This window comes from Streptomyces sp. NPDC096310 (assembly GCF_044763125.1).
Classification (GTDB): Bacteria; Actinomycetota; Actinomycetes; order Streptomycetales; family Streptomycetaceae; genus Streptomyces.
The window spans coordinates 18,586-40,748 of record NZ_JBIWFO010000026.1 but is presented as its reverse complement, the minus strand read 5'-3'; the positions used below and the strand labels follow the sequence as shown (position 1 = coordinate 40,748).

The window sequence follows — 22,163 nt, the reverse complement described above, 5'->3', positions numbered from 1 at the left end:
CCATGCGGAGCTGCGTCGCTGATCAGCCATGTACGGGGCGTTCCGGCCGGTTCACCGGGGGTTCCCCGGGCCGTCGGCGGTCAGCTTCTTTTCTCGCCCAGGACATGGAGCTGGCCGGCCACGGAGTGGAAAGCCGACAGCTCGGCGGCCGCCGCCTCCAGCTTCAGCAGGGCGTCCACGGCCCCCGGCTGGGTGTCAACGAGGCCGCCGGGCACCAGATCCGCGAAGACCCGGACGCCGTGAACGGCGCCGATCCGCAGACCGGCCCCGGCCACCAGCTCGGTGAGCTGCTCGGCGGTGAAGCGCCGGGGCACCGGGTCGGCCTCGCCCCAGCGGCCCGCCGGGTCGGTGAGCGCCTGCCGGGCCTCCGTAAAGTGCCCGGCGAGCGCCCTGGCCAGCACGGCGCCGCCGAGCCCGGCGGCGAGCAGGCTCAGGTCACCCTCGGGACGCAGGGCATCGACCGCGTTCCGTACGCCCTCGGCGGGATCGTCCACGTACTCCAGGACGCCGTGGCACAGCACCGCGTCGAAGCCGCCGCGTCCGACCACGTCGAAGAGGCCGTGGATGTCCCCCTGCACCCCCTGGACACGCTCGGCGACCCCGGCCTCCGCCGCCCTGCGCTCCAGTGCGAAGAGCGCGTTCGGGCTCGGGTCGACCACGGTCACCCGGTGCCCCAGACGGGCGACGGGCACCGCGAAGTTGCCCGTTCCCCCTCCGGTGTCCAGGACGTCCAGGGTGCCGGTGCCCGCCGCCCTGGCCCGGCGGTCGAGGGCGTCCTTGAGGACTTCCCAGACCACGGCGGTGCGGAGGGAGCCGCGGGGGCGCGATGGCGTCTCCCCACCGTTGAGAGGGGAAGGATCCGACACGGCAGTTGACTCCTCGGCGCGGTGCCGCCCCTGACGGCGGGGCGTGGAACAGGACAGACTGCGCCCACCCTATTGCCTCGGCCGTTCCGCCCGGTCACCCAGCGGCGCCGCCCGGCCGTGGCTGTTCCTCGCGGGGCCTGGGCAGCACCGGTTCGAGTACGAGAAGGCGCTCCACCAGGCGCAGGAACATTCCGGCGGCCCGGATCAGGTCGTCGGCGTCGCGGCCACTGGCCGCGCCCTGTATCCCGGCCTCGGCGCGCGCCCTGCGGGTGGCTCCCGAGGCGAAGAGCCCGCCCCACTCGGACAGCTCGGGCGCGATCTCGGGAAGAACCTCCCAGACGCTCCTGATCCGCTGCCGGCGCCGCGGGGTGGTCTCGGGCCGGCCGCGGGCCGCGAGGACCGCGGCGGCGGTGCGCAGGGCGGCGAGGTGGGCGGTGGCGTAGCGCTCGTTCGGAGTGTCCAGGGTGGCGGCCTCGTCCAGCCCGCCGCGCGCCTGCGCGAGCAGATCGAGGGCGGCGGGCGGTGCGGTGGCCCGGCGCAGGACGGGGTGGACATCGCTCGGTGGTCCGGTCAGCGAGGGTGCAGGGCCGTCGGTACGGCGCCGGTGTGCGGCACGTGCGTAGGAACTGGCCATGACGAACCTCCTGTCGTCGCGTGACGGCTTCGTGGCCGTATGTGTCCATCGTGACGGCCACCACTGACAATCAGCCTGACCTGCGCCTTCACACCGATGGGCGGATATGTGCGGACGTGGCACGGAGGCCGGGGGCGCCTGTGTCCGGGGACGGGCGGAACGGGCCACGAGGGACTGGAGCCACGAAAAACGCCGGTCCGGTGCGGCTCATCCCCCATGAGCCGCACCGGACCGGCGCGTTCCCCCGTATTCCCCCGTTTCCCCGTATTCCCCCCGTTTCCCCGTACTCCCCCGTTCCCCCGTATCCCCGTATTCCCCCCGTTTCCCCTGATCCCCTGCTTTCCCCCGTCTCCCCGCCTGGTCTCCCCTTCCCGGTCTCCCCCTTGGTGCCCCACCCCGTTCCCCCGTGGTGCCGGAGAGCCCGCCCTCCACCGATCCTTCGTGGATCCCCCGTGGTCGCCGGGCCCTCCGTTCCGCACCCCCGTCACGTCCGGGGTGCCGCACCCGTTCCGCCGCCCCGTGCCGGCGGTACCGGTGCCGCGCCCCTTCCGTGGGCTCCACTCTTCCGTTCACGCAGGTCGTGGCCCATCCGCGTCCCTACTCATCTCGCCCCCTAGGTACGCGTACTCAGGGCTCCGTACTCCTCCCCACCGCGGGCCGCACCGCTACGATCGCGTCCGTGTCCGTACTCCCCCTGATCTTCACGAGCGGCTGGGCCAGCGGCATCAACGCCTATGCGGTGGTGGTGCTGTTGGGCCTCTTCGGCGCCACCGGGCTGACCGACGAAGTGCCCGCCTCACTTCAGCGCACCGACGTGCTGATCGTCGCGGCCGTGCTCTTCCTCTGTGAGGCGGTGGCGGACAAGATCCCGTACGTCGACTCGTTGTGGGACTCCGTGCACACGGTTGTCCGACCGGTGGCGGGCGCGGTGGTCGGCGCGCTGCTCGCCGGGCAGAGCGGCTCGCTGCCGGAGCTTGCCGCGGGCGCCGTGGGCGGCTCGACGGCCCTGGTGAGCCATCTCGTCAAGGCCGGCACCCGGATGGCGATCAACACCTCCCCCGAGCCGTTGAGCAACATTCTGGTGAGCACGGCGGAGGACTTGGGCGTCGCCGGAATCGTCGTCTTCGCGCTGTTCCATCCGGTCGCCGCGGCGCTCGTCGCGGCGACCCTGCTGGTGGCGGGCGTCGCGACGGTGCTCTTCCTGGCCGCGAGGATCCGCCGCTTCCTGCGACGGAGGGCGCGGCGCCGCGCTGTCAGTGGCGCTGGCTAGGCTTCTCGCCATGGGACGGATGGTGATGGTGGGCGCCGGCATGGGTGCCATGGCCACGGCTGCCCGGCTGGCCGTGGCGGGCCACCGGGTGACGGTGTACGAGCGTTCGGCGACCTACGGCGGGGCGGTGGACCGGTTCGAGCGGGACGGGTTCGTCTTCGACACCGGCCCCGGGCTGCTGCACCTTCCGGCGGTCTACCGCGATCTGTTCGTGAAGACCGGCAAGGAGTCCCTGGAGCGGAGTGTGACGCTCGACCAGGTGGACCCGGCGAGTCGGCATCTCTTCGCCGACGGTACGGACGTCACGCTGCCCAACGCGTCGCGGGCGGGCTCCGTCGCCGCGCTGGACGCGGCCCTGGGCGCGGGCGCCGGCGAGCGGTGGGCCGCGTTCCTGGGCCGGGCCAGGGACGCCTGGGACCGCACGCGCAGGCCGCTGCTGGAGGAGCCGCTGTGGGCCGACCCGCGCCCGCTCGGCCGTGACCCGTATCCGGCGGTTCGGCAGCGCCGGCTGCTACGTGGCGCCCGGCAGGCCGCCACGGTCGCGGAGATCGGCGCCTGGGAGCTGGACGACCCCCGGCTGGCGGCCCTGCTGGGCGGCTGCGCCCTGTCGTACGGGCTGGATCCGCGCCACGCCCCGGCGTCCGCCGCCGTGCTGCCGTATCTGGAGCAGACCTTCGGCAGTTGGTATGTGCGGGGCGGCATGCGGGAGTTGGCCCGTGCGGTGTACGAGCGGTGTCTGGCCCGCAGGGTGGAGTTCGTCTTCGGCGCCGAGGTGACACGGATCGTCGAGAAGGACGGCGCTGCGGCCGGTGTGGAGCTGGCGGACGGCACGCTCGTGGCGGCCGACGCGGTGGTGGCGGGGGTCGCCGCCGGACGGCTCGTCGCCAGGGATCTCGACGGCGCCGGGGACGGATCCGTACGGGAGCGGCGCGACGGCTCGGTGCCCGGGCGGTTCACGGTGCTGCTGGCGCTGCGCGGCGGCCGGGACGAGGACGTGGCGCACCGCACGGTGGTGCACGCGCCGGACGGCGCGGCCGAGGCCGCCGCCGTCTTCGGCGGGCGCCCCGCCGAGCGGCCGACGGTCACGGTGCTGCGGCCCGACGACGCGGCGACGCGCCCCGACGACGGACACGAGGCGGTGACGCTCACCGCGACCGTCGCGCCGCAGGGCCCGGTCGACTGGTCCGACGCGGCGCTGCGCACGCGGTACGCGGAGGTACTGATGGCAGCGGCCAAGGCGGCCCTCCCCGGGCTGCCGGAACGGCTGCTGTGGCACGAGACGCTGACGCCCGCCGACACGGCGGCACGGACCGGGGCCGAGGGCGGCGCGGTCCCGGCGCCGGCGCTGGCCGGCACGGCGGGGGCGCTGCTGCACCCCGCCAACACCACAGGGCTGCCAGGGCTCTACCGCGCCGGCGGCTGGGCGCACCCCGGCGGCGGGCTCGCGCACGCGGGAATGTCGGGGGCGCTGGTCGCCGGGCTGATCGTCGAGGGCGCGGAGTTCCGGGGCTCGCAGTGAGTGTGACGTCCGCAGGCCCGGGGGCGACCACGTAGCACGCAGCACATGCCTGGGTACGGTCCGGGCGTGAGGTTCGCACACGCGCCGGTGCCGGTGGGTCAGTAGCGGTACTGGTCGTTGTAGCCGGAGCCCGCGTCGTACCCCTGCTGGGGCTTCTCGCCGGGCGCCGGGGGGAAGGGGTCGTCCTGGCGCTCGCGCTGCTGCGGGACCCACACGCCGCCGGGCGGGGTGTCGTTGCCGTAGCCCTGCTGGTCGGTGTGGTCTCCGTACGGCGCCGCGTACTGCTGCCGGCCGCCGAAACTGTCGTACGCGTCGTACTGCTGGCCGCCGTTGGCCGTGCCGCCGCTGCCGCTGCCGTACGGGTCGGCGTAGCCGGCATACGGCTGGTCGCCGGATCCGTAGCCTTGCTGGCTCCCGGCGTAGGTGTCCTGAGCCGCGTAGCCGCCCTGGCCCGCGTACAGGTCCTGGGGCGCGTACGCGTCCTGCGGGGCGTAAGGGTCGTGGGCCGCGTAGGCGTCCTGGCCCCCCTGCTGCGTCCCGTAGCCGGGGTAGGCGTCGTAACCGCCGCCGTACCCGCCCGAGTCGGCCGTGTCCGGGGACCCGTGCGCGTGCGAGGCGGACTGCGCGGCGGTGTGCGCGTCCTGGACCGCGTCGTCGTAGACGCCGTACTGCCCGGTGTCGTCGGGCAGGGGCTCCGTCGCGTACACCGCCGCGGGGCCGGCCGCCCGCTCCGCGGGCTCGTACTCCAGGTCCGAGACCTCCAGGGCGGGTTCGCGGTCGGCGGCCGGTTCACCGCCGGCCTTGCGGCGGCGGCTGGCCCCCGGCCTGCCGCCGATCGCCCACCCCGTCGAGAAGCCGCTGCGGAAGGAGAGCGTCACATACGTCTGGCCGACCGCGAAGGCGATCGTGCCGAGCACGATGACCGGGACGGACGGGATCAGCACACCGAGCACCACACCCATGAACCCGGTGAAGGCGAGCATCCGCCAGCGCAGCCGCGCCTTGTACTGGAGCAGCACCTCGGCCAGCAGCCAGAGAGCAACGATGCCGAATGCGATGTAGAGGACCGTCCAGCCCATGCCCGCCCCTAGTCACGACTGCTCGTGCAGTCCGAGATTCTCGTAGATTTCGAGCGTCGCCGTGGAATTGTTGAGTGTGATGAAGTGGAGGCCCGGTACGCCTTCGGACAGCAGTCCGGCGCAGAACTCCGTCGCGAACTCGATGCCAATGGAGCGTACAGCGGCCGGATCGTCCTTGACGGAGAGGATCCGCTCTTTCAGCTCCGCCGGGAAGACCGCGGTGGAGAGCTGGGGCAATCGCTCCAGCATCTTCACACTGGTGACCGGCATGATCTCGGGAATGATCGGCGTCGCGCAACCCGCGGCGTCGACCCGGTCGCGGAGCCGCAGATAGCCCTCGGGGTCGAAGAACATCTGGGTGATCGCGTAGTCGGCGCCGGCCCGGCACTTGGCGACGAAGTGCCGGATGTCGCTGTCCCAGTCGGCCGAGCGCGGATGCATCTCGGGGAAGGCGGCCACACCGACGCAGAAGTCCCCGGACTCCTTGATGAGCCTGACCAGGTCGGCGGCGTACCGCACGCCCTGGGGATGCTCGATCCACTCGCCCATCGGGTCGCCCGGCGGATCGCCCCGTACGGCGAGGATGTTGCGGATCCCGGCGTCGGCGTACTGCCCGACCATGTTGCGCAGCTCGGCGACGGACTGGTCGACGGCCGTGAGGTGGGCGACAGGGGTGAGGGTCGTGTCGGAGGCGATCCGCTGCGTGGCCCTGACCGTGCCCTCCCGGGTGGAACCGCCGGCTCCATAGGTCACGGAGACAAAGCTCGGGGCGACCGCCTCGACTCTGCGCAGCGCGTTCCAGAGGTTCCGCTCGCCCTTGTCGGTCTTGGGCGCCCAGAACTCGAACGAGTACGAGGTTTTTCCGGTCGCGAGCAGATCACGCACCGTACGCGCGTGATCCGATCGGGTCGAAGCTGTGCCTAGGGCCATACGTGCAGGTTATCGAGGGCATGGCGGCCACCCAACCAGAGGTGGGTCTTTTCACGGTATTGCCCGGAAGGTGGCCATGTCCTCGCAGGACGCACTGATCGCCCCCGAGGGCTCCTGGTCCGCCACTGGTCCGCTACTCGTTCCGCTTCCGCGCCCGCCATTGCGCCGCCTCCGCGCCGGCCTCCTCCAGCGTCAGCCCGGCGACCTGCGCCAGCGGGACATCCTTGAGCGGGCAGTCTGCGTAGTGGCTGTCCCTTTCGCTCGGAGCGGCGTCGCACCCGGGGCACTGTCGAGGAGGCATGGTGCTCCCTGTCCCTACGTCGAGTCGTGGTCGTCGGCCTGCCATGTTCGAATCACGTTGTCCATGCGGGGCACCGCCCAGACGAGCAGTACAACGACGACCGGGGCGGCCGTGGTTCCCGCGGCGAGCCACCGCCACGCGGGCGCCGCCGCGTGAGCCGGCGGGGCCAGGGCAAGACTGCTTCCCGTCGCCAGGCACAGGAGGCCCGACGAATAACAGAAGTCCGCCCTGCCGGCCAGCCTGATCCACTTCGAGTAGTGCCTCCGTTGATCCCGGATCAGCTCCTCGCGCCGGTTGGCGGACATCTCGGAAAGCGGACCCCACCAGGCTTCGACATCGCCGCGAGAGTACAGATACTGGCGGGAGCGAACTCCCCACACCACCGCGACGACCATGAAGAGCGCGGTCAGGGCAAGCGCGAGCAGCGCGGGGTCCGGCCAGCGGAACTTGTCGCGGTCCGTGATGACGAGCCCCAGCAGCGTGATGCTCGCGCCGCCCAGGAGGGGCGCCGCGGTCGTGTACTGCGCCTCACGCGCGGCCCACCAGTTCAGTGGCGCGGGCTTGCGCCAGGAAAGTCTCACGCTGTCCCCCTCGAAGGAGGCGGTCCGCGGTCACGTACGTCTCCCCGCCCCGACGAAATACCCGGACAAAGTACAGCGCGGCCGCGTGGGGCGGAACGCCTCGAACAGGCCAGAAGGAATGGGCCGTCGCGGTGGGGCCGCATGGCCACGCCGGAGGAGGCGCTATGTGCCGGACAGGCCAGGTCCCCGGGTCAGAAGGCGCGTGCCCGTATCCGCCCGGCCAGGGCCGCCGTCGCGTCGGCCGGGTCGTCGGCCTCCGTGATGGCCCGTACGACGACGACCCTGCGGGCTCCGGCGTCCAGCACCTCGTCCAGGTTGCCGGCGTCGATCCCGCCGATCGCGAACCACGGGCGGTCCGTGCCGCTCGCCGCCGCGTACCGCACGAGGTCGAGCCCCGGGGCGCGGCGGCCCGGCTTGGTGGGGGTGGGCCAGCAGGGGCCCGCGCAGAAGTAGTCCACCCCGGGCTCGGCGACCGCCGTGTCCACCTCGGCGCGCGCGTGGGTGGAGCGGCCGATCAGCGGGGTGGTGCCGAGGATGGCCCGGGCGGCCGGGACGGGCAGGTCGCCCTGGCCGAGGTGGAGCACGTCGGAGCCGATGGCGTGCGCCACGTCGGCGCGGTCGTTCACGGCGAGCAGCGTGCCGTGGCGGCGGCAGGCGTCGGCGAAGACCCGGAGGTGGTCCAGCTCCTCGGCCGCCTCCATGCCCTTGTCACGGAGCTGCACGATGTCCACGCCGGACGCCAGCACGGCGTCGAGGAACGCGGGGAGGTCACCCTGCCGCTTGCGGGCGTCCACGCACAGGTAGAGCCGCGCGTCGGACAGTGCCTGGTGGGGCGTGGGCATGGGAAGGTCCCCCCGTTGGTTCCACGTTGGTTCCGCCATTTGTTCGCGCGTCGGTTCGCGCGTCGGTTCCGCGTGGTGCGTGTGTGTCGTACGTACGTCTGTGCCTCGGATCCGCGACGGTCCCGCAGCGGGCGGACAGCGGGAACGCCGTCCGCCCGCGGCAGGACCGGGCCGTCAGACGGCGAGCGCCTGGGCCCGGCGCTTCACCTCCGTACCGCGGTTCTCGCTGAGCGCCTGCGCGGGGGTGCCGGGCAGGCTCGGGTCGGGGGTGAAGAGCCACTCAAGCATCTCTTCGTCGGTGAAGTGGTCGTCCCTCAGGAGCGTCAGGGTCCCGGCGAGGCCCTTGACGACCTTGTTGCCGTCGATGAAGGCCGCGGGCACCTGGAGCGCCCTGTTCTCACCCCGGCGCACGGCGATGAGCTGGCCTTCCTTCACCAACTGCCGCACGCGCGTCACCTCGACATCGAGCATTTCGGCGATATCGGGCAGGTGAAGCCAGGCGGGGACGAGAGCATCGATCTTTGCGTCAATCTCGGTCACAGGACAAGCGTGCCATCCCGGACTGACAGTGGGCACCCCGAGCCACCCCGGACGGGGGCGAAACCGGGCCGAAACGGCGCTCGGACCGGTCCTGGCGCCCGGAAATTCTCAGAGCGCCGCCTTGCGCAGCGGTACCGCCGGATCGGCCGACAGCACCGGGTCGAGACGGGTGCCCGTCTCGATCAGCTTGCGGCCCTGGGCCAGGTCGCGGGGTCGCCCGACGGCCAGCAGGGCCACCAGGACGCCCTCGCGCAGCCAGACCACCGACCAGGCCGCCCCCGCCGGGTCGCCGCGCCGTACCAGGGTGTCGGCCGCCGGGTGGTGGCCCGCGTACTGGACGAACCGGCCGAACTGCTCCGACCAGAAGTACGGCACGGGGTCGTAGACCCGCTCGGTCTCCCCGACGGCCTGGGCTGCCACCGTGAGCGGGCCCTGGAGCGCGTTGTCCCAGTGGTGGACGAGCAGCCGTTCGCCGTAGCGCGCCGACGGGAAGGACGCGCAGTCACCGACCGCGTACACATCGGGCAGCGAGGTGCGCAGCCGCTCGTCCGCGGTGACCGATCCGTCCGCGCCCAGCGCGATACCCGAGCCGGCGAGCCAGGCCGTCGCGGGCCGTGCGCCGATGCCCACGACCACCGCGTCGGCGGGGAGCCGGCGGCCGTCGGCCAGGACGACGGTGCCCCGCTCGACGCCGGCCACCCGCGCGTGTGTCAGCAGCGTGGCGCCGCTCTCCGCGTACCAGCCGGTCATGGGGGCGGCCACCTCGGCCGGCAGGGCGCCGGCCAGCGGCCCGTCGGCCGCCTCCACGACCGTCGCGGCGCAGCCGGCCTCGCGGGCGGCGGTGGTGAACTCCGCGCCGATCCACCCGGCGCCCACGACCACGACCCGCTGCCGTCGCTCCAGCACGGGGCGCAGCCGCTCGGCGTCGTCGAGCGTGCGCAGCGGATGGACGCCGGGCACGCCCTCCGTGCCGGGCAGGACGGTGGCCTCGGCGCCGGTGGCGATGACCAGCACCTCGTACGGGAGGGGACCGACGGTGGTGTCGATCTCCCGGTCGGACGGGCGCAGTCCGGTGGCCTTCCGGCCCACCACGAGGTCGACGGAGAGGGCTTCGAAGTCGATGTCGAAGGCCGATCCGTCGGCCTGGCCGAGCAGTACGGCCTTGGAGAGCGGGGGCCGGTCGTAGGGCGCGTGCGGTTCCTCACCGATCAAGGTGATCCTGCCCTCGTACCCCTTCTCGCGCAGGGCCACGGCGGTCTGTACGCCCGCCATGCCCGCGCCGACGACGACCACCCCGGGCCCCTCCGGCCGCGCGTTCCCTGCGTGTTCCTGCCGCTGTTCGCTCACCCGGTCACCTTAGATCGGCGCGGGGGCGCCCGGGGGAAGCTCCTCCGTCACACGACGGTGGAGAGCCCGTGGCCCGACGACGTGCCGCCGTCGCGCTTCACCCGCGGTGGCCACGGGCGACGCTCCCTTACCGCGCGGCATACCGCGCGTTAGGCTGGCCGCCGACACTACCTCGCGGGAGTCCGGACGCACCGGGCTGAGAGGGAGGCTGGAGCGGCCTCCGACCGTACGAACCTGATCCGGGTCATGCCGGCGAAGGGAGGGGCTGGACGCCCATGCAGTCATCCCAGGGGTCACCTCGGGAAGAGCCGCCCCATGGAGTGCGAGGGGCCGCTGCGGCCTCCTGTGCGGGGTACGACGTCCTCGTCGTCGGGGGCGGCATCATCGGCCTGGTCACGGCCTGGCGGGCGGCGCAGCGCGGGCTGCGTACCGCTCTCGCCGACCCCGGTCCGGGCGGCGGCGCGGCGCGCGTCGCGGCGGGCATGCTGGCCGCCGTCACCGAACTCCACCACGGCGAGCAGACCCTGCTCGGCCTCAATCTCGCCTCCGCCGCGCGCTATCCCGCGTTCGTCGAGGAGCTGGAGGAGGCGAGCGGCCGGGACACCGGCTACCGCGCGTGTGGCACGCTCGCCGTGGCGCTGGACTCCGACGACCGGGCCCAGCTCCGGGAGCTGCACGCCCTCCAGGTGCGCTCGGGGCTGACGTCCGAGTGGCTCACGGGGCGCGAATGCCGGCGCCTGGAGCCGATGCTCGCGCCGGGCGTACGCGGCGGGCTGCGCGTCGACGGCGACCACCAGATCGATCCGCGCCGGCTCGCCGCCGCGCTCCTCGCGGCCTGCGAACGGGCCGGGGTGGTCTTCCACCGCGCCTGGGTGCGGGGGCTCTCCGTGGTACGGGACCGGGCCACCGGCGCCGTGCTGGCCGATGGCGGCGTGCTCGGCGCGGACCGGGTGGTGCTGGCGGGCGGCAGCCTCAGCGGGAGGCTCGCGGGCATCCCCCCGGAGGCCGTGCCGCCGGTGCGGCCGGTCAAGGGGCAGGTCCTGCGCCTGGCGGTGCCCGGCCCGTACGCGCCCTTCCTGTCCCGGACGGTACGGGCCGTGGTGCGCGGCTCCGAGGTCTATCTCGTGCCGCGCGAGAACGGCGAGCTCGTCGTCGGCGCGACCAGCGAGGAGCTGGGCTGGGACACCACCGTGACGGCGGGCGGGGTGTACGAGCTGCTGCGCGACGCGCACGCGCTGGTGCCCGGCATCACCGAGCTGCCGCTCACCGAGACCCGCGCGGGTCTGCGCCCCTGCTCGCCGGACAACGCGCCGCTGCTCGGGCCGACCGTGCTGCCGGGTCTGTCGCTGGCCACCGGTCACCACCGCAACGGGGTGCTGCTGACGCCGGTCACCGGGGATGTGCTGGCGACGGTCCTGACGTCCGGTGAGCTGCCGCCCGAGGCCGCGCCGTTCACCCCGATGCGCTTCTCCGCCGCCGCGTCCCGCTCTCCGCGCCCGTCCGGCTTCCCGCTCCCCTCAGAGGCCTCCACCGCGCACGGCCCCCCTACCGCGGCCACCGTGACCGGTTCTCCGTCCGTCTCCCTGGAGCAGTCCGTATGAACACCGCCGTGATGTACGTCTCCGTCAACGGCGAGCCACGCGAGTTCGCCGCCGCGACGACGCTCGACACCGTCGTCGCGACCCTCACTCCGGCGCGCTCCGGGGTGGCCGCCGCCGTCAACGAGACGGTGGTCCCCCGTACCCGCTGGTCCGGCACCGCGCTCAGCGACGGCGACCGGGTCGAAGTCCTCACCGCCGTCCAGGGAGGCTGACGGAATGGCCGACGACCTTCTCACCATCGGCTCCACCACCTTCGCCTCCCGGCTGATCATGGGCACGGGCGGGGCGCCCAGCCTCGACATCCTCGAACGCTCACTGATCGCCTCCGGCACCGAACTGACCACGGTCGCGATGCGCCGCCTCGACCCCACCGTGCGGGGCTCCGTGCTCTCCGTGCTCAACACGCTGGGCATCCGTGCGCTGCCCAACACGGCGGGCTGTTTCACCGCCGGCGAGGCCGTCCTCACCGCCCGGCTCGCCCGCGAGGCGCTCGGCACGCAGTGGGTCAAGCTGGAGGTGGTCGCGGACGAGCGCACTCTGCTGCCCGACCCGGTCGAGCTGCTGGACGCCGCCGAGACCCTGGTGGACGACGGTTTCACAGTGCTGCCGTACACCAACGACGACCCGGTCCTCGCGGCGAAGCTGGAGGACGTGGGGTGCGCCGCGATCATGCCGCTGGGCTCGCCCATCGGCTCCGGTCTCGGCATCCGCAACCCGCACAACTTCCAGCTCATCGTGGAGCGCGCCCGGGTCCCGGTGATCCTGGACGCGGGCGCGGGCACCGCGTCGGACGCGGCGCTCGCGATGGAGCTGGGATGTGCGGCGGTGATGCTGGCGTCGGCGGTCACCCGCGCCCGGGAACCGGTGCTGATGGCCGAGGCGATGCGGCACGCGGTGGTGGCGGGCCGGATGGCGCGGCGTGCGGGGCGGATCCCCCGGCGCCACTTCGCGGAGGCGTCCTCGCCGCTGGACGGGGTGGCGGCGCTCGACCCCGAACGGCCCGCGTTCTGACCGGGCCGGGCCGCCGCAGGGGGCCCGCGCCCCCGCCGACCGGCGGGGACGGCCGTTTCCGGCGGCCTGTCACAGCTCGGCCGCAGTCCTGTGCCGGTCCGACCCGGGGCTACGGGGGTGTCAGCGGTGACTCGTAGACTCACCGGCGTGGATACGACCCTTCAGGACCCCATCGTCGGGCAGGTGCTCGACGGCCGTTACCGCGTCGACGCGCGGATCGCGGTCGGCGGCATGGCCACGGTCTACCGGGCCGTGGACACCCGGCTCGACCGGGCCCTGGCGCTCAAGGTGATGCATCCGGCGCTCGCGGCGGACGTCTCCTTCGTGGAGCGTTTCATCCGCGAGGCCAAGTCGGTGGCGCGGCTGGCGCACCCCAATGTGGTCGCGGTCTTCGACCAGGGCGCGGAGGGCGCGTATGTCTACCTGGCGATGGAGTACGTCGCGGGGTGCACCCTGCGCGATGTCGTACGGCAGCGCGGGGCGCTGCGCCCGCGGGCCGCGCTGGACATCCTGGAGCCCGTGCTCGCCGCGCTCGGCGCCGCGCACCGGGCCGGGTTCGTCCACCGGGACATGAAGCCGGAGAACGTGCTGATAGGCGACGACGGCCGGGTCAAGGTCGCCGACTTCGGTCTCGTCCGGGGCGTGGGCGAGGTCACCAACACCACCGGCACCGTGCTGGGCACGGTCTCGTACCTGGCGCCGGAGCAGATCGAGCACGGCACGTCCGACACCCGGGTCGACGTGTACGCGTGCGGGGTCGTCCTGCACGAGATGCTGACCGGGGCCAAGCCGCACTCCGGGGACACCCCGGCGCAGGTCCTCTACCGCCATCTGAACGAGGACGTCCCGGCCCCGTCGGCCGCCGTCCCCGGGCTCGCCCCCGAGCTGGACCGGCTGGTCGCCGTGGCCACCGCGCGGGACCCGGAGGAGCGCCCGCTCGACGCGGTGGCGCTGCTGGCGCTGGTGCGGGCGGCCCGCGCGGCGCTCACCGACGCGCAGCTCGACGCCGTACCGCCGCAGGCGAGGCCCGAGGCCGGGGACGGCCCGGGCGCGGACGGACGGACGGCGGTGATCCCCCGGATCCGGCCCGTCGAGGAGCCGGACGACGAGCCTGTGCGCCACACGAGCAGGCTGGAGATGGCGCCCGCGGACACCGCGCCGCCCGGCCGGCCTCGTGGCGGCGCGGTCCTGGGCCGCGGGCTGCCGTCGCGGGGCGTGCTCGCGGCGATCGTCGCCGTGCTGCTGGTGTTCGGCGTGGGGACGGGCGTCTGGTACATCAACTCCGGCCAGTTCACCCGGGTGCCCTCGCTGCTCGGGCAGCCGGAGAAGGAGGCGCGCAAGCGGCTCGGCGACGAAGGTCTCGACGCGAAGGTCACCCGGGACTTCAGCGACAGCTTCGACCGGGGCACGGTCATGGGGACGGATCCGGAGCCCCGCTCCCGGGTCCGGGGCAGCGGTCCCGTCACGCTGGTCATCTCGCGGGGCCCGAAGATCGTCCAGGTCCCCGATCTGGCCGGGAGGTCGCTGGCCGAGGCCCGGTCCGTACTGAAGAAGGCCGGACTGGCCTCCGGGCTCGTCAAGCGGGAGTTCGACGAGGGCGTCGCGCGGGGCGCGGTCATCAGCTCCACGCCCGAGGCGGGCGCGGACGTACGGCCCGATACGGGGGTCGCGCTGGTGGTCAGCAAGGGCGCCCCCATCAACATGCCCGATGTGACCGGCGAGTCCGTGGACGACGCCACCTCCGAGCTGAAGGACGCGGGGCTCACGGTGAAGATCGCCCCCGAGCGGGTGAACGCACCTCAGGACGAGGGCACGATCGCCCGTCAGTCCACCGCGGAGGGGACCCGTCTCGCCCAGGGCGACACGGTCACGCTGACGGTCTCCAAGGGCCCGCGGATGGTCTCCGTACCGGATGTGACCGGGCAGAAGACCGATGACGCGAAGAAGACGCTGGAAAGCGCCGGTTTCGAGGTCAAGGTCGAGCGGAGCTTCCCGTTCCTGGGCGACACGGTGGGCGAGCAGTCCGTCGCCGGCGGCGAGCAGGCCCCCGAGGGCTCCCTCGTCACCATCAAGACCAAGGGACTCTAGAAGCAGATGCGCAACCCTGTGGGCGGCCATGTCCCGGTGGCCGGCGGGCTCGCCACGACGGGTCTGGCGTACGCGCGCGAGCTGGGCGCGGAGACCGTCCAGGTCTTCGTGGCCAATCCGCGCGGCTGGGCGACGCCCGCCGGGAATCCGGCGCAGGACGAGCGGTTCCGCGCCGCGTGCGAGGCGGCGGACATGCCCGCGTACGTACACGCCCCGTATCTGATCAACTTCGGCTCGCACACGGAGGCGACCGCCGAGAAGTCCGTGGAGTCGCTGCGCCACAGTCTGCGGCGCGGGCGGGAGATCGGCGCGCTGGGCGTGGTCGTGCACACCGGGTCCGCGACGGGCGGCCGGCCGCGTGAGGTGGCGCTCGCGCAGGTACGGGAGCGGATGCTGCCGCTCCTGGACGAGCTGACCCATGACGACGACCCGTTCCTGCTGCTGGAGTCGACGGCGGGCCAGGGCTTCTCGCTCTGCTCGCGGACCTGGGACTTCGGCCCGTACTTCGAGGCACTGGACTCCCATCCGAAGCTGGGGGTCTGCCTGGACACCTGCCACATCTTCGCGGCGGGCCACGATCTGGCCGGACCGCACGGGATGCGGCAGACGCTGGATCTGCTGGTGGACACGGTCGGTGCGGGCCGGCTCGGACTGATCCACGCCAACGACTCCAAGGACGTGGCGGGCGCACACAAGGACCGGCACGAGAACATTGGCGCGGGCCATATCGGGGAGGAGCCGTTCCGCGAACTGTTCTCGCACCCGGCGACCGCGAACGTACCGCTGGTGATCGAGACGCCGGGCGGCAAGGAAGGGCACGCGGCGGACGTGGCGCGGCTGAAGAAGCTGCGCGACTCCTGAGCCTCGACCGGGCCACGGGCCCGGAAGGCCGGGGAACCTCGCGTGGAAGGGCCCGGGAGCCCCGCCCGGAAGGCCGGGGAGTCCAGCGCGCCCCACAGCAGTCCCGCGTGCCGTCTACAGCTCCGGGCCGTCGCCCGGGACCTCCTGGTAGGAGTAGCGCTGCTCGGACCAGGGGTCGCCGACATTGTGGTAGCCGCGTTCCTCCCAGAAACCGCGGCGGTCGGCGGTCATGTATTCCACCCCGCGGACCCATTTGGGGCCCTTCCAGGCGTAGAGCTGGGGGACGACGAGCCGCACCGGAAATCCGTGTTCGGCGGTGAGCAATTCGCCGTCCTTGTGGGTGGCGAAGATCGTGCGGTCGGAGACGAAGTCCGCGAGCCGGAGATTCGCGCTGAAGCCGTACTCGGCCCAGACCATCACATGCGTGACGTTCGGCGCCGGCGGGGCGAGTTCCACGATCGTACGGGCGGGTACCCCGCCCCATTCGGCCCCCACCATGCTGAATTTTGTGACGCAGTGCAGATCCGCGACCACCGTGGAGAAGGGCAGAGCCGAGAACTCCTCGTGGTTCCAGCAGTGTTTGTCACCGTCGGCGGTGGCGCCGAAGACCCGGAACTCCCAGCGTTCCTGCCGGAACTTCGGTACGGGGCCGTAATGGGTGACCGGCCAGCCGCGCTGCAGCCGCTGTCCGGGCGGCAGCTCGGACTCTTCCGGCTCCCGGCGCTCCAGGCTCTCCGGCTGACCCATGCCTTCCATGGTGACAGACCGGGAGGGGTGGTGATGACCAGGTACACGTCGATTCCGGCAACTCCTACTAAGCGTGCACTTACTGGACGGCCTCCTGATCACGATGCGAGGATGCGCGCATTCCGCTCCGTCACCGGCTTGGAAGGAGTCTGCGCGATGCAGGGCGACCCCGAGGTCATTGAATTCCTCAATGAGCAGTTGACCGCCGAACTGACCGCGATCAACCAGTACTTTCTCCACTCGAAAATGCAGGAGAACTTCGGCTGGACGAAGCTCGCCAAGTACACCAGGGCAGAGTCGTTCGACGAGATGAAGCACGCCGAACTCCTCACGGACCGGCTGCTGTTCCTGGAGGGGCTGCCGAACTACCAGCGTCTCTTCCACGTCCGGGTCGGTCAGACGGTCACCGAGATGTTCCAGGCGGACCGGCAGGTCGAGGTGGAGGCGATCGACCGCCTCAAGCGCGGGATCGATGTGATGCGCTCCAAGGGCGACCACACGTCCAAGGGCATCTTCGAATCGATCCTGGAGGACGAGGAGCACCACATCGACTATCTCGACACCCAACTGGAGCTGATCGAGAAATTGGGTGAGCCGCTCTACATCGCCCAGCTCATCGAGCAGCCGGACAGCTAGACCGGGCGGCTGAGCGGGACGGCTGCCTCGGACAACCCAGCGGGGACGGCCGCCTCGGACGGGCAGCCCCGCGTCACGCCGCTTCGGGCAGTACGGCCACGGTCGGGACGGCGGCGGCGTCGACAGCCGGGGCGCCTGCTTCCCCGAGGACCGGGGCGCCCTGCTCCCCCAGCTCACGCCGGGGGCATCCGCCGCGCCCCAGGAGCGACTGGATCCGCCGTACGCACGAGCCGCAGTCGGTGCCGGCCTTGCTGGCCGAGGCGATCTGGCGGGGCGTGCACGCACCGGCGGCCGCGTGTTCTCTCACCTGTGTCTCGGTGATCCCGAAACATGAGCAGACGTACACGCGGTTCACCTCCCGGCGGGGTCGTTGCTGACTGGAGCCACCCCGACGCGTCGGTGAGGCTAACCTAACCTTACCCGCCATGCCCGATCCGGAAAAGTCCGGAACACACCGATGGGGCGCGGATCACATGCGGTCCGCGCCCCACCGGTGTCGTGTTCCCGCTACTGGTGTTCCCGCTACTGGTCCCGGTACATCTCCGCGACCAGGAAGGCCAGGTCCAGCGACTGGCTGCGGTTGAGCCGCGGGTCGCAGGCCGTCTCGTAGCGCTGATGCAGATCGTCGACGAAGATCTCGTCGCCGCCGCCCACGCACTCCGTGACATCGTCACCGGTCAGCTCGACATGGATGCCGCCCGGGTGTGTGCCGAGCGCCTTGTGGACCTCGAAGAAGCCCTTGACCTCGTCGAGCACATCGTCGAAGCGGCGGGTCTTGTGGCCCGAGGCCGCCTCGAAGGTGTTGCCGTGCATCGGGTCCGTCACCCAGGCCACCGTGGCACCGGAGGCGGTCACCTTCTCGACCAGCTCGGGAAGCTTGTCCCTGACCTTGTCGGCACCCATCCGCACGATGAAGGTCAGCCGGCCGGGCTCGCGGTCCGGGTCGAGGCGGTCGATGTAGGTCAGCGCCTCGTCGACGGCGGTCGTCGGGCCGAGCTTGATCCCGATCGGGTTCTTGATCTTCGAGGCGAACTCGATGTGCGCGCCGTCGAGCTGGCGGGTGCGCTCACCGATCCACACCATGTGGCCCGACACGTCGTAGAGCCCGCCGGTCCGGGAGTCGACCCGGGTCAGCGCCGACTCGTAGTCCAGCAGCAGCGCCTCGTGCGAGGCGTAGAACTCGACGGTGCGGAACTCGGCCGGGTCGGTGCCCGCCGCCTTCATGAAGTTCAGCGCGTTGTCGATCTCACGGGCGAGCTGCTCGTAACGCTGGCCGGACGGGGACGACTTCACGAAGTCCTGGTTCCAGGCATGCACCTGGCGCAGGTCGGCGTAGCCGCCGGTGGTGAAGGCGCGCACCAGGTTGAGCGTCGCGGCGGACGCGTGGTACATCCGCTTGAGGCGCTCGGGGTCGGGGATCCGGGACTTCTCGTCGAAGGCGAAGCCGTTGACGGAGTCGCCGCGGTACGTCGGCAGGGTCACGCCGTCGCGGGTCTCGGTGCCCTTGGAGCGCGGCTTCGAGTACTGCCCGGCGATCCGGCCGACCTTCACCACCGGCACGGACGCCGCGTACGTGAGGACCGCGCCCATCTGGAGGAGGGTCTTCAGCTTGTTCCTGATGTGATCCGCGGAGACGGCGTCGAACGCCTCGGCGCAGTCACCGCCCTGGAGCAGGAACGCCTCCCCCTTGGCAACGGCCGCCAGCCGGGCCCGCAACTGGTCGCACTCGCCCGCGAAGACCAGTGGCGGATAGCTCTCCAGCTCGGCCACGACCTCCCGCAGGGCTTCCCGGTCCGGATACTCCGGCTGCTGGGCAGCGGGAAGATCTTGCCAGGACGGCACATGGTCGGCGGAGTTCTCAGCGTTCACTGTCACGCGCTCCAGATTACGTGGTCGGTCGCGCCGGCCGGCGCGGCGCTCACAGTGTGGAACAGACCGCTCCCTTGGCGCATGCGATAATGTGCGCCTCATGCTCGCGCAATCGCATCAGAACTGGTGGTGGCCCGCTCGTCCGGCGGTCCACTGATTCACGCGCGCACCACGAATCACGAAGGCCGCCCGAGGGGCGGCCTTCAGTGTTCTCCAGGTCCGGATGCCAGGTTCCCGGCCGGGAAAGCGGGCCGTTCCTCCTCCTCCGGAAGGAACACCGCAGATGAACACCGACACAGGCGCCGCCCCCGGCTCCCGTACCCGCCCGTCCACGGCCGACCTGATCGGCCGGCTGCTGGACGACGGCTGCCCGCCCTTCGCCCTGCTGCGCCGCCGCACCCCCGGCCGGGACCACGACACCGTGGAGCTGCTGACCGGCTCCGTGCACGAGGCGGACCGGCTCGCCGATCTCCCGGCGGGTGACCGCACCGCGCTGGCCCTGGTGCCGTTCCGGCAGATCAGGGAGCGCGGTTTCGACGTACGGGACGACGGGACGCCGCTGGCCGTGCTGGTCGCGGACGAGACGCACGAGCTGCCCCTCGGCGAGGTGCTCGACCGGCTGCCCGCGCACGCGGTACGGGTCGAGGACGGCGCCTTCGACCTCGACGACGAGCGGTACGCGGAGATCGTGCGGCGGGTCGTCGACGAGGAGATCGGCCGGGGCGAGGGCGCGAACTTCGTCATCCGGCGCACCTTCGAGGGCCGGATCCCCGGCTTCGGCCGCGTCGACGCCCTCGCGCTCTTCCGGCGGCTGCTCGTCGGGGAGCAGGGGGCGTACTGGACGTTCCTGGTGCACACGGGCGGGCGCACGCTCGTGGGGGCCAGCCCCGAGGCGCATGTCCGGATGAGCGGCGGGACCGTCGTGATGAACCCGATCAGCGGGACCTTCCGCTATCCGGCCGGGAGCCCCGCTCCCGAGGCGCTGCTGGAGTTCCTGGGCGACCGCAAGGAGACCGACGAGCTCTCGATGGTCGTGGACGAGGAGCTGAAGATGATGTGCACGGTCGGGGACCGGGGCGGGGTGGTGATCGGGCCCCGGCTCAAGGAGATGGCGCACCTCGCGCACACCGAGTACGAGCTGCGCGGGCGCTCGTCGCTCGATGTGCGCGAGGTGCTGCGGGAGACGATGTTCGCGGCGACGGTCACCGGCTCGCCGGTGCAGAACGCCTGCCGGGTCATCGAGCGCCACGAGGAGGGCGGGCGCGGCTACTACGCGGGCGCGCTCGCGCTCCTCGGCCGGGACGCCGGCGGGGCCCAGACCCTCGACTCCCCGATCCTGATCCGTACCGCCGACATCGACGCCGACGGCGCGCTGCGGGTGCCGGTCGGGGCCACGCTCGTACGCCACTCCCGGCCGGAGAGCGAGGTGGCCGAGACGCACGCCAAGGCGGCGGGGGTGCTGGCGGCGCTGGGGGTACGTCCGGGGCGCCCGCACGCGGAACCGGCGCGGCCCCGGCTCGCCGACGACCCGCGGGTACGGGCGGCGCTGGACGCGCGGCGCGCGGATCTCGCGCCGTTCTGGCTGCGGATGCGGGAGAGCGCGGCGGCCCCGTCCGGGCACGCGCTGATCGTCGACGGCGAGGACACCTTCACCGCGATGCTGGCACATCTGCTGCGCGCCTCGGGGCTGGCCGTGACCGTACGGCGCCACGACGAGGCCGGGCTGCGGGAGACGGCGCTCCGGCACGCGGACGGGGTGGGGCCGGTGGTGCTGGGCCCGGGCCCCGGGGACCCGGCGGACACGGCGGATCCGAGGATGCGGTCGCTGCGCGGGCTGGCGGCGGAGCTGCTGGACGCGCCCGGCGGCCGGCGCCACGGGGTGCTGGGGGTCTGTCTGGGGCATGAGCTGCTGGCGGCGGAGCTGGGGCTGGGGACCGTACGCAAGCGGGCGCCGTACCAGGGGCTCCAGACCCGGATCGAGCTGTTCGGCCGGGAGGAGACGGTGGGCTTCTACAACAGCTTCACCGCGCGGTGCGACGACGCGGCGGCGGCGCGGCTGGCCGCACGGGGCGTCGAGGTGAGCCGGGAGGCGGCGAGCGGGGAGGTGCACGCGCTGCGGGGAGCGGGGTTCGCCTCGGTGCAGTTCCACCCGGAGTCGGTGCTTACGCTGGACGGCCCGGGGATCGTGGCGGAGCTGCTGGCGGGGGTGGGCGCGGCGGCGGTACGGCGGGGGTGACGGCGGTACGGCGGGCGGTCGGGTGCGCGGGAGCCCGGCCGCCCGGCGGCCGGTCCGCCACCGGGCCGCGGGCCGGGCGCTATCCGAAGAAGACGCCCGCCTCCGCGTACAGCTCGGGCCGGACCGTCTTGAGCCGCGCCGTCGCCTCCGCCATCGGGACGCGCACGATGTCCGTACCGCGCAGGGCGACCATCTTCCCGTAGTCGCCCTCGCGCACCGCGTCGATCGCGTGCAGGCCGAAGCGGGTGGCCAGCCAGCGGTCGAAGGCGCTCGGGGTGCCGCCGCGCTGGACATGGCCGAGCACGGTGGTGCGGGCCTCCTTGCCCGTGCGCCGTTCGATCTCCTTGGCCAGCCACTCGCCGACCCCGGAGAGCCGGACGTGCCCGTACGAGTCCAGCGAGCCGTCCTTGAGGACCAGGTCGCCGTCCTTGGGCATCGCGCCCTCCGCGACGACGACGATCGGCGCGTACGACGCCTTGAAGCGGGAGGTCACCCAGGCGCAGACCTGGTCGACGTCGAAGCGCTGCTCGGGGATGAGGATGACGTTCGCGCCGCCGGCCAGCCCGGAGTGCAGCGCGATCCAGCCCGCGTGCCGCCCCATCACCTCGCAGACCAGGACGCGCATATGGGACTCGGCGGTGGTGTGCAGCCGGTCGATGGCCTCGGTGGCTATCCCGACGGCGGTGTCGAAGCCGAACGTGTAGTCCGTCGCCGACAGGTCGTTGTCGATGGTCTTGGGGACGCCGACGCAGGGGACCGCGTACTCGCCGGAGAGCCGTGAGGCCACCCCGAGGGTGTCCTCGCCGCCGATCACGACGAGCGCGTCGACGTCCGTCGCCGTCAGGGTCTGTCTGATGCGGCGGACGCCGTCCTCCTCCTTGAACGGGTTGGTGCGCGACGAGCCGAGGATGGTGCCCCCGCGTGGCAGGATGCCGCGCACGGCGGGGATGTCGAGCCGTATGGTGTCACCGTCCAGCGCACCGCGCCAGCCGTCCCGGAAACCGGTGAAGGCGTAGCCGTACTCCTGGACTCCCTTGCGTACGAGAGCGCGGATGACCGCGTTGAGCCCGGGGCAGTCGCCGCCGCCCGTCAGCACTCCGACCCGCATGAAACACGTCCCTTCGCCAGGAGGGGTGATTCAGGTCACTCCGGCATGGTGCACAGGGGCGGTCCCGTCGCACCAGAGGGGGGACGGCAATGTTTCG

The 22,163-nt window shown here is 72.5% G+C and carries 22 protein-coding genes and 1 riboswitch; of the genes, 9 read left to right on the top strand and 13 right to left on the bottom strand.

Annotated elements, in window-relative coordinates; translation table 11 throughout:
- Positions 1-80 precede the first annotated feature (80 nt).
- Both ACIQ7D_RS32060 and ACIQ7D_RS32055 read right to left on the bottom strand, forming a co-directional pair.
- Entirely contained in the window at positions 81-866 is a 786-nt protein-coding gene (locus ACIQ7D_RS32060; protein WP_403943684.1) for a methyltransferase, read from the bottom strand.
- A gap of 94 nt (positions 867-960) precedes the next feature.
- Entirely contained in the window at positions 961-1,500 is a 540-nt protein-coding gene (locus ACIQ7D_RS32055) for an SAV_6107 family HEPN domain-containing protein (protein ID WP_403943682.1), read from the bottom strand.
- A gap of 679 nt (positions 1,501-2,179) precedes the next feature.
- Between ACIQ7D_RS32055 and ACIQ7D_RS32050 the strand changes: the two genes are divergently transcribed.
- Entirely contained in the window at positions 2,180-2,770 is a 591-nt protein-coding gene (locus ACIQ7D_RS32050) for a DUF4126 domain-containing protein (protein WP_403943681.1), read from the top strand.
- Between the two features lie 25 nt (positions 2,771-2,795).
- On the top strand, positions 2,796-4,289 hold the full coding sequence (locus ACIQ7D_RS32045) for a phytoene desaturase family protein (RefSeq protein WP_403943797.1): 1,494 nt from the start codon (positions 2,796-2,798) through the stop codon (positions 4,287-4,289).
- 98 nt (positions 4,290-4,387) lie between these two features.
- On the opposite strand, the gene ACIQ7D_RS32040 is transcribed toward ACIQ7D_RS32045, so the two are convergent.
- The 7 genes from ACIQ7D_RS32040 to ACIQ7D_RS32010 all read right to left on the bottom strand — a co-directional run bounded on the left by ACIQ7D_RS32040 (position 4,388) and on the right by ACIQ7D_RS32010 (position 9,909).
- Entirely contained in the window at positions 4,388-5,368 is a 981-nt protein-coding gene (locus ACIQ7D_RS32040; RefSeq protein WP_403943679.1) for a hypothetical protein, read from the bottom strand.
- A gap of 12 nt (positions 5,369-5,380) precedes the next feature.
- Positions 5,381-6,298, bottom strand: a complete 918-nt coding sequence (gene metF / locus ACIQ7D_RS32035; protein WP_403943677.1) for a methylenetetrahydrofolate reductase [NAD(P)H] — start codon at positions 6,296-6,298, stop codon at positions 5,381-5,383.
- Positions 6,299-6,431: 133 nt separating this feature from the next.
- Positions 6,432-6,599, bottom strand: a complete 168-nt coding sequence (locus tag ACIQ7D_RS32030; RefSeq protein WP_403943675.1) for a hypothetical protein — start codon at positions 6,597-6,599, stop codon at positions 6,432-6,434.
- A 14-nt stretch (positions 6,600-6,613) separates the two neighbouring features.
- A complete protein-coding gene (locus ACIQ7D_RS32025; protein WP_403943674.1) occupies positions 6,614-7,180 on the bottom strand; it encodes a hypothetical protein in 567 nt (188 codons plus the stop codon).
- A gap of 191 nt (positions 7,181-7,371) precedes the next feature.
- The gene (gene thiE, locus ACIQ7D_RS32020) at positions 7,372-8,022 is read right to left on the bottom strand and encodes a thiamine phosphate synthase (protein WP_403943672.1); all 651 of its coding nucleotides are present in this window, start codon (positions 8,020-8,022) and stop codon (positions 7,372-7,374) included.
- Between the two features lie 174 nt (positions 8,023-8,196).
- Entirely contained in the window at positions 8,197-8,562 is a 366-nt protein-coding gene (locus ACIQ7D_RS32015; protein ID WP_403943669.1) for an Rv2175c family DNA-binding protein, read from the bottom strand.
- Between the two features lie 108 nt (positions 8,563-8,670).
- Entirely contained in the window at positions 8,671-9,909 is a 1,239-nt protein-coding gene (locus tag ACIQ7D_RS32010; RefSeq protein ID WP_403943667.1) for an NAD(P)/FAD-dependent oxidoreductase, read from the bottom strand.
- Positions 9,910-10,073: 164 nt separating this feature from the next.
- Positions 10,074-10,187, top strand: a riboswitch (TPP riboswitch).
- On the opposite strand from ACIQ7D_RS32010, the gene thiO reads away from it, so the two are divergent.
- The 5 genes from thiO to ACIQ7D_RS31985 all read left to right on the top strand — a co-directional run bounded on the left by thiO (position 10,185) and on the right by ACIQ7D_RS31985 (position 15,470).
- Entirely contained in the window at positions 10,185-11,510 is a 1,326-nt protein-coding gene (thiO, locus tag ACIQ7D_RS32005) for a glycine oxidase ThiO (protein ID WP_403943665.1), read from the top strand. It overlaps the preceding riboswitch by 3 nt.
- Positions 11,511-11,521: 11 nt before the next feature.
- Complete coding sequence (gene thiS, locus ACIQ7D_RS32000) at positions 11,522-11,722, top strand: sulfur carrier protein ThiS (protein ID WP_384920952.1); 201 nt, start codon at positions 11,522-11,524, stop codon at positions 11,720-11,722.
- Between the two features lie 4 nt (positions 11,723-11,726).
- Entirely contained in the window at positions 11,727-12,521 is a 795-nt protein-coding gene (locus tag ACIQ7D_RS31995) for a thiazole synthase (protein ID WP_403943663.1), read from the top strand.
- Between the two features lie 147 nt (positions 12,522-12,668).
- A complete protein-coding gene (gene pknB / locus ACIQ7D_RS31990) occupies positions 12,669-14,609 on the top strand; it encodes a Stk1 family PASTA domain-containing Ser/Thr kinase (RefSeq protein ID WP_403943661.1) in 1,941 nt (646 codons plus the stop codon).
- A 6-nt stretch (positions 14,610-14,615) separates the two neighbouring features.
- Positions 14,616-15,470, top strand: a complete 855-nt coding sequence (locus tag ACIQ7D_RS31985; RefSeq protein WP_403943659.1) for a deoxyribonuclease IV — start codon at positions 14,616-14,618, stop codon at positions 15,468-15,470.
- A gap of 114 nt (positions 15,471-15,584) precedes the next feature.
- Here ACIQ7D_RS31985 and ACIQ7D_RS31980 read toward each other — a convergent pair whose 3' ends face one another.
- Positions 15,585-16,217 carry a sulfite oxidase-like oxidoreductase gene (locus ACIQ7D_RS31980; RefSeq protein WP_403943657.1) on the bottom strand — a complete coding sequence of 211 codons (633 nt, stop codon included), beginning with the start codon at positions 16,215-16,217 and terminating at the stop codon, positions 15,585-15,587.
- A gap of 156 nt (positions 16,218-16,373) precedes the next feature.
- Between ACIQ7D_RS31980 and bfr the strand changes: the two genes are divergently transcribed.
- Positions 16,374-16,853, top strand: coding sequence for a bacterioferritin (gene bfr, locus ACIQ7D_RS31975; RefSeq protein WP_382888602.1), 480 nt, complete (start codon positions 16,374-16,376; stop codon positions 16,851-16,853).
- 73 nt (positions 16,854-16,926) lie between these two features.
- Here bfr and ACIQ7D_RS31970 read toward each other — a convergent pair whose 3' ends face one another.
- Positions 16,927-17,208, bottom strand: a complete 282-nt coding sequence (locus tag ACIQ7D_RS31970) for a bacterioferritin-associated ferredoxin (RefSeq protein WP_403943655.1) — start codon at positions 17,206-17,208, stop codon at positions 16,927-16,929.
- A 167-nt stretch (positions 17,209-17,375) separates the two neighbouring features.
- Positions 17,376-18,728 (bottom strand): class II 3-deoxy-7-phosphoheptulonate synthase, encoded by a 1,353-nt coding sequence (locus ACIQ7D_RS31965; protein WP_403943652.1) that lies wholly within the window; start codon positions 18,726-18,728, stop codon positions 17,376-17,378.
- Between the two features lie 277 nt (positions 18,729-19,005).
- Here ACIQ7D_RS31965 and ACIQ7D_RS31960 point away from each other — a divergent pair, with 277 nt between their 5' ends.
- The gene (locus ACIQ7D_RS31960) at positions 19,006-20,958 is read left to right on the top strand and encodes an anthranilate synthase family protein (protein WP_403943650.1); all 1,953 of its coding nucleotides are present in this window, start codon (positions 19,006-19,008) and stop codon (positions 20,956-20,958) included.
- A 79-nt stretch (positions 20,959-21,037) separates the two neighbouring features.
- Here ACIQ7D_RS31960 and ACIQ7D_RS31955 read toward each other — a convergent pair whose 3' ends face one another.
- A complete protein-coding gene (locus ACIQ7D_RS31955) occupies positions 21,038-22,066 on the bottom strand; it encodes a 6-phosphofructokinase (protein ID WP_403943648.1) in 1,029 nt (342 codons plus the stop codon).
- Positions 22,067-22,163: the final 97 nt, after the last annotated feature.

Excerpts from the sequence above, each read along its gene's own strand:
- ACIQ7D_RS32055 (WP_403943682.1), bottom strand. The coding sequence starts at position 1,500 with ATGGCCAGTTCCTACGCACGTGCCGCACACCGGCGCCGTACCGACGGC.
- ACIQ7D_RS32045 (WP_403943797.1), top strand. The coding sequence starts at position 2,796 with ATGGTGGGCGCCGGCATGGGTGCCATGGCCACGGCTGCCCGGCTGGCC.
- ACIQ7D_RS32040 (WP_403943679.1), bottom strand. The coding sequence starts at position 5,368 with ATGGGCTGGACGGTCCTCTACATCGCATTCGGCATCGTTGCTCTCTGG.
- metF (WP_403943677.1), bottom strand. The coding sequence starts at position 6,298 with ATGGCCCTAGGCACAGCTTCGACCCGATCGGATCACGCGCGTACGGTG.
- ACIQ7D_RS32030 (WP_403943675.1), bottom strand. The coding sequence starts at position 6,599 with ATGCCTCCTCGACAGTGCCCCGGGTGCGACGCCGCTCCGAGCGAAAGG.
- thiE (WP_403943672.1), bottom strand. The coding sequence starts at position 8,022 with ATGCCCACGCCCCACCAGGCACTGTCCGACGCGCGGCTCTACCTGTGC.
- thiO (WP_403943665.1), top strand. The coding sequence starts at position 10,185 with ATGCAGTCATCCCAGGGGTCACCTCGGGAAGAGCCGCCCCATGGAGTG.
- thiS (WP_384920952.1), top strand. The coding sequence starts at position 11,522 with ATGTACGTCTCCGTCAACGGCGAGCCACGCGAGTTCGCCGCCGCGACG.
- ACIQ7D_RS31995 (WP_403943663.1), top strand. The coding sequence starts at position 11,727 with ATGGCCGACGACCTTCTCACCATCGGCTCCACCACCTTCGCCTCCCGG.
- ACIQ7D_RS31985 (WP_403943659.1), top strand. The coding sequence starts at position 14,616 with ATGCGCAACCCTGTGGGCGGCCATGTCCCGGTGGCCGGCGGGCTCGCC.
- ACIQ7D_RS31980 (WP_403943657.1), bottom strand. The coding sequence starts at position 16,217 with ATGGGTCAGCCGGAGAGCCTGGAGCGCCGGGAGCCGGAAGAGTCCGAG.
- bfr (WP_382888602.1), top strand. The coding sequence starts at position 16,374 with ATGCAGGGCGACCCCGAGGTCATTGAATTCCTCAATGAGCAGTTGACC.
- ACIQ7D_RS31960 (WP_403943650.1), top strand. The coding sequence starts at position 19,006 with ATGAACACCGACACAGGCGCCGCCCCCGGCTCCCGTACCCGCCCGTCC.
- ACIQ7D_RS31955 (WP_403943648.1), bottom strand. The coding sequence starts at position 22,066 with ATGCGGGTCGGAGTGCTGACGGGCGGCGGCGACTGCCCCGGGCTCAAC.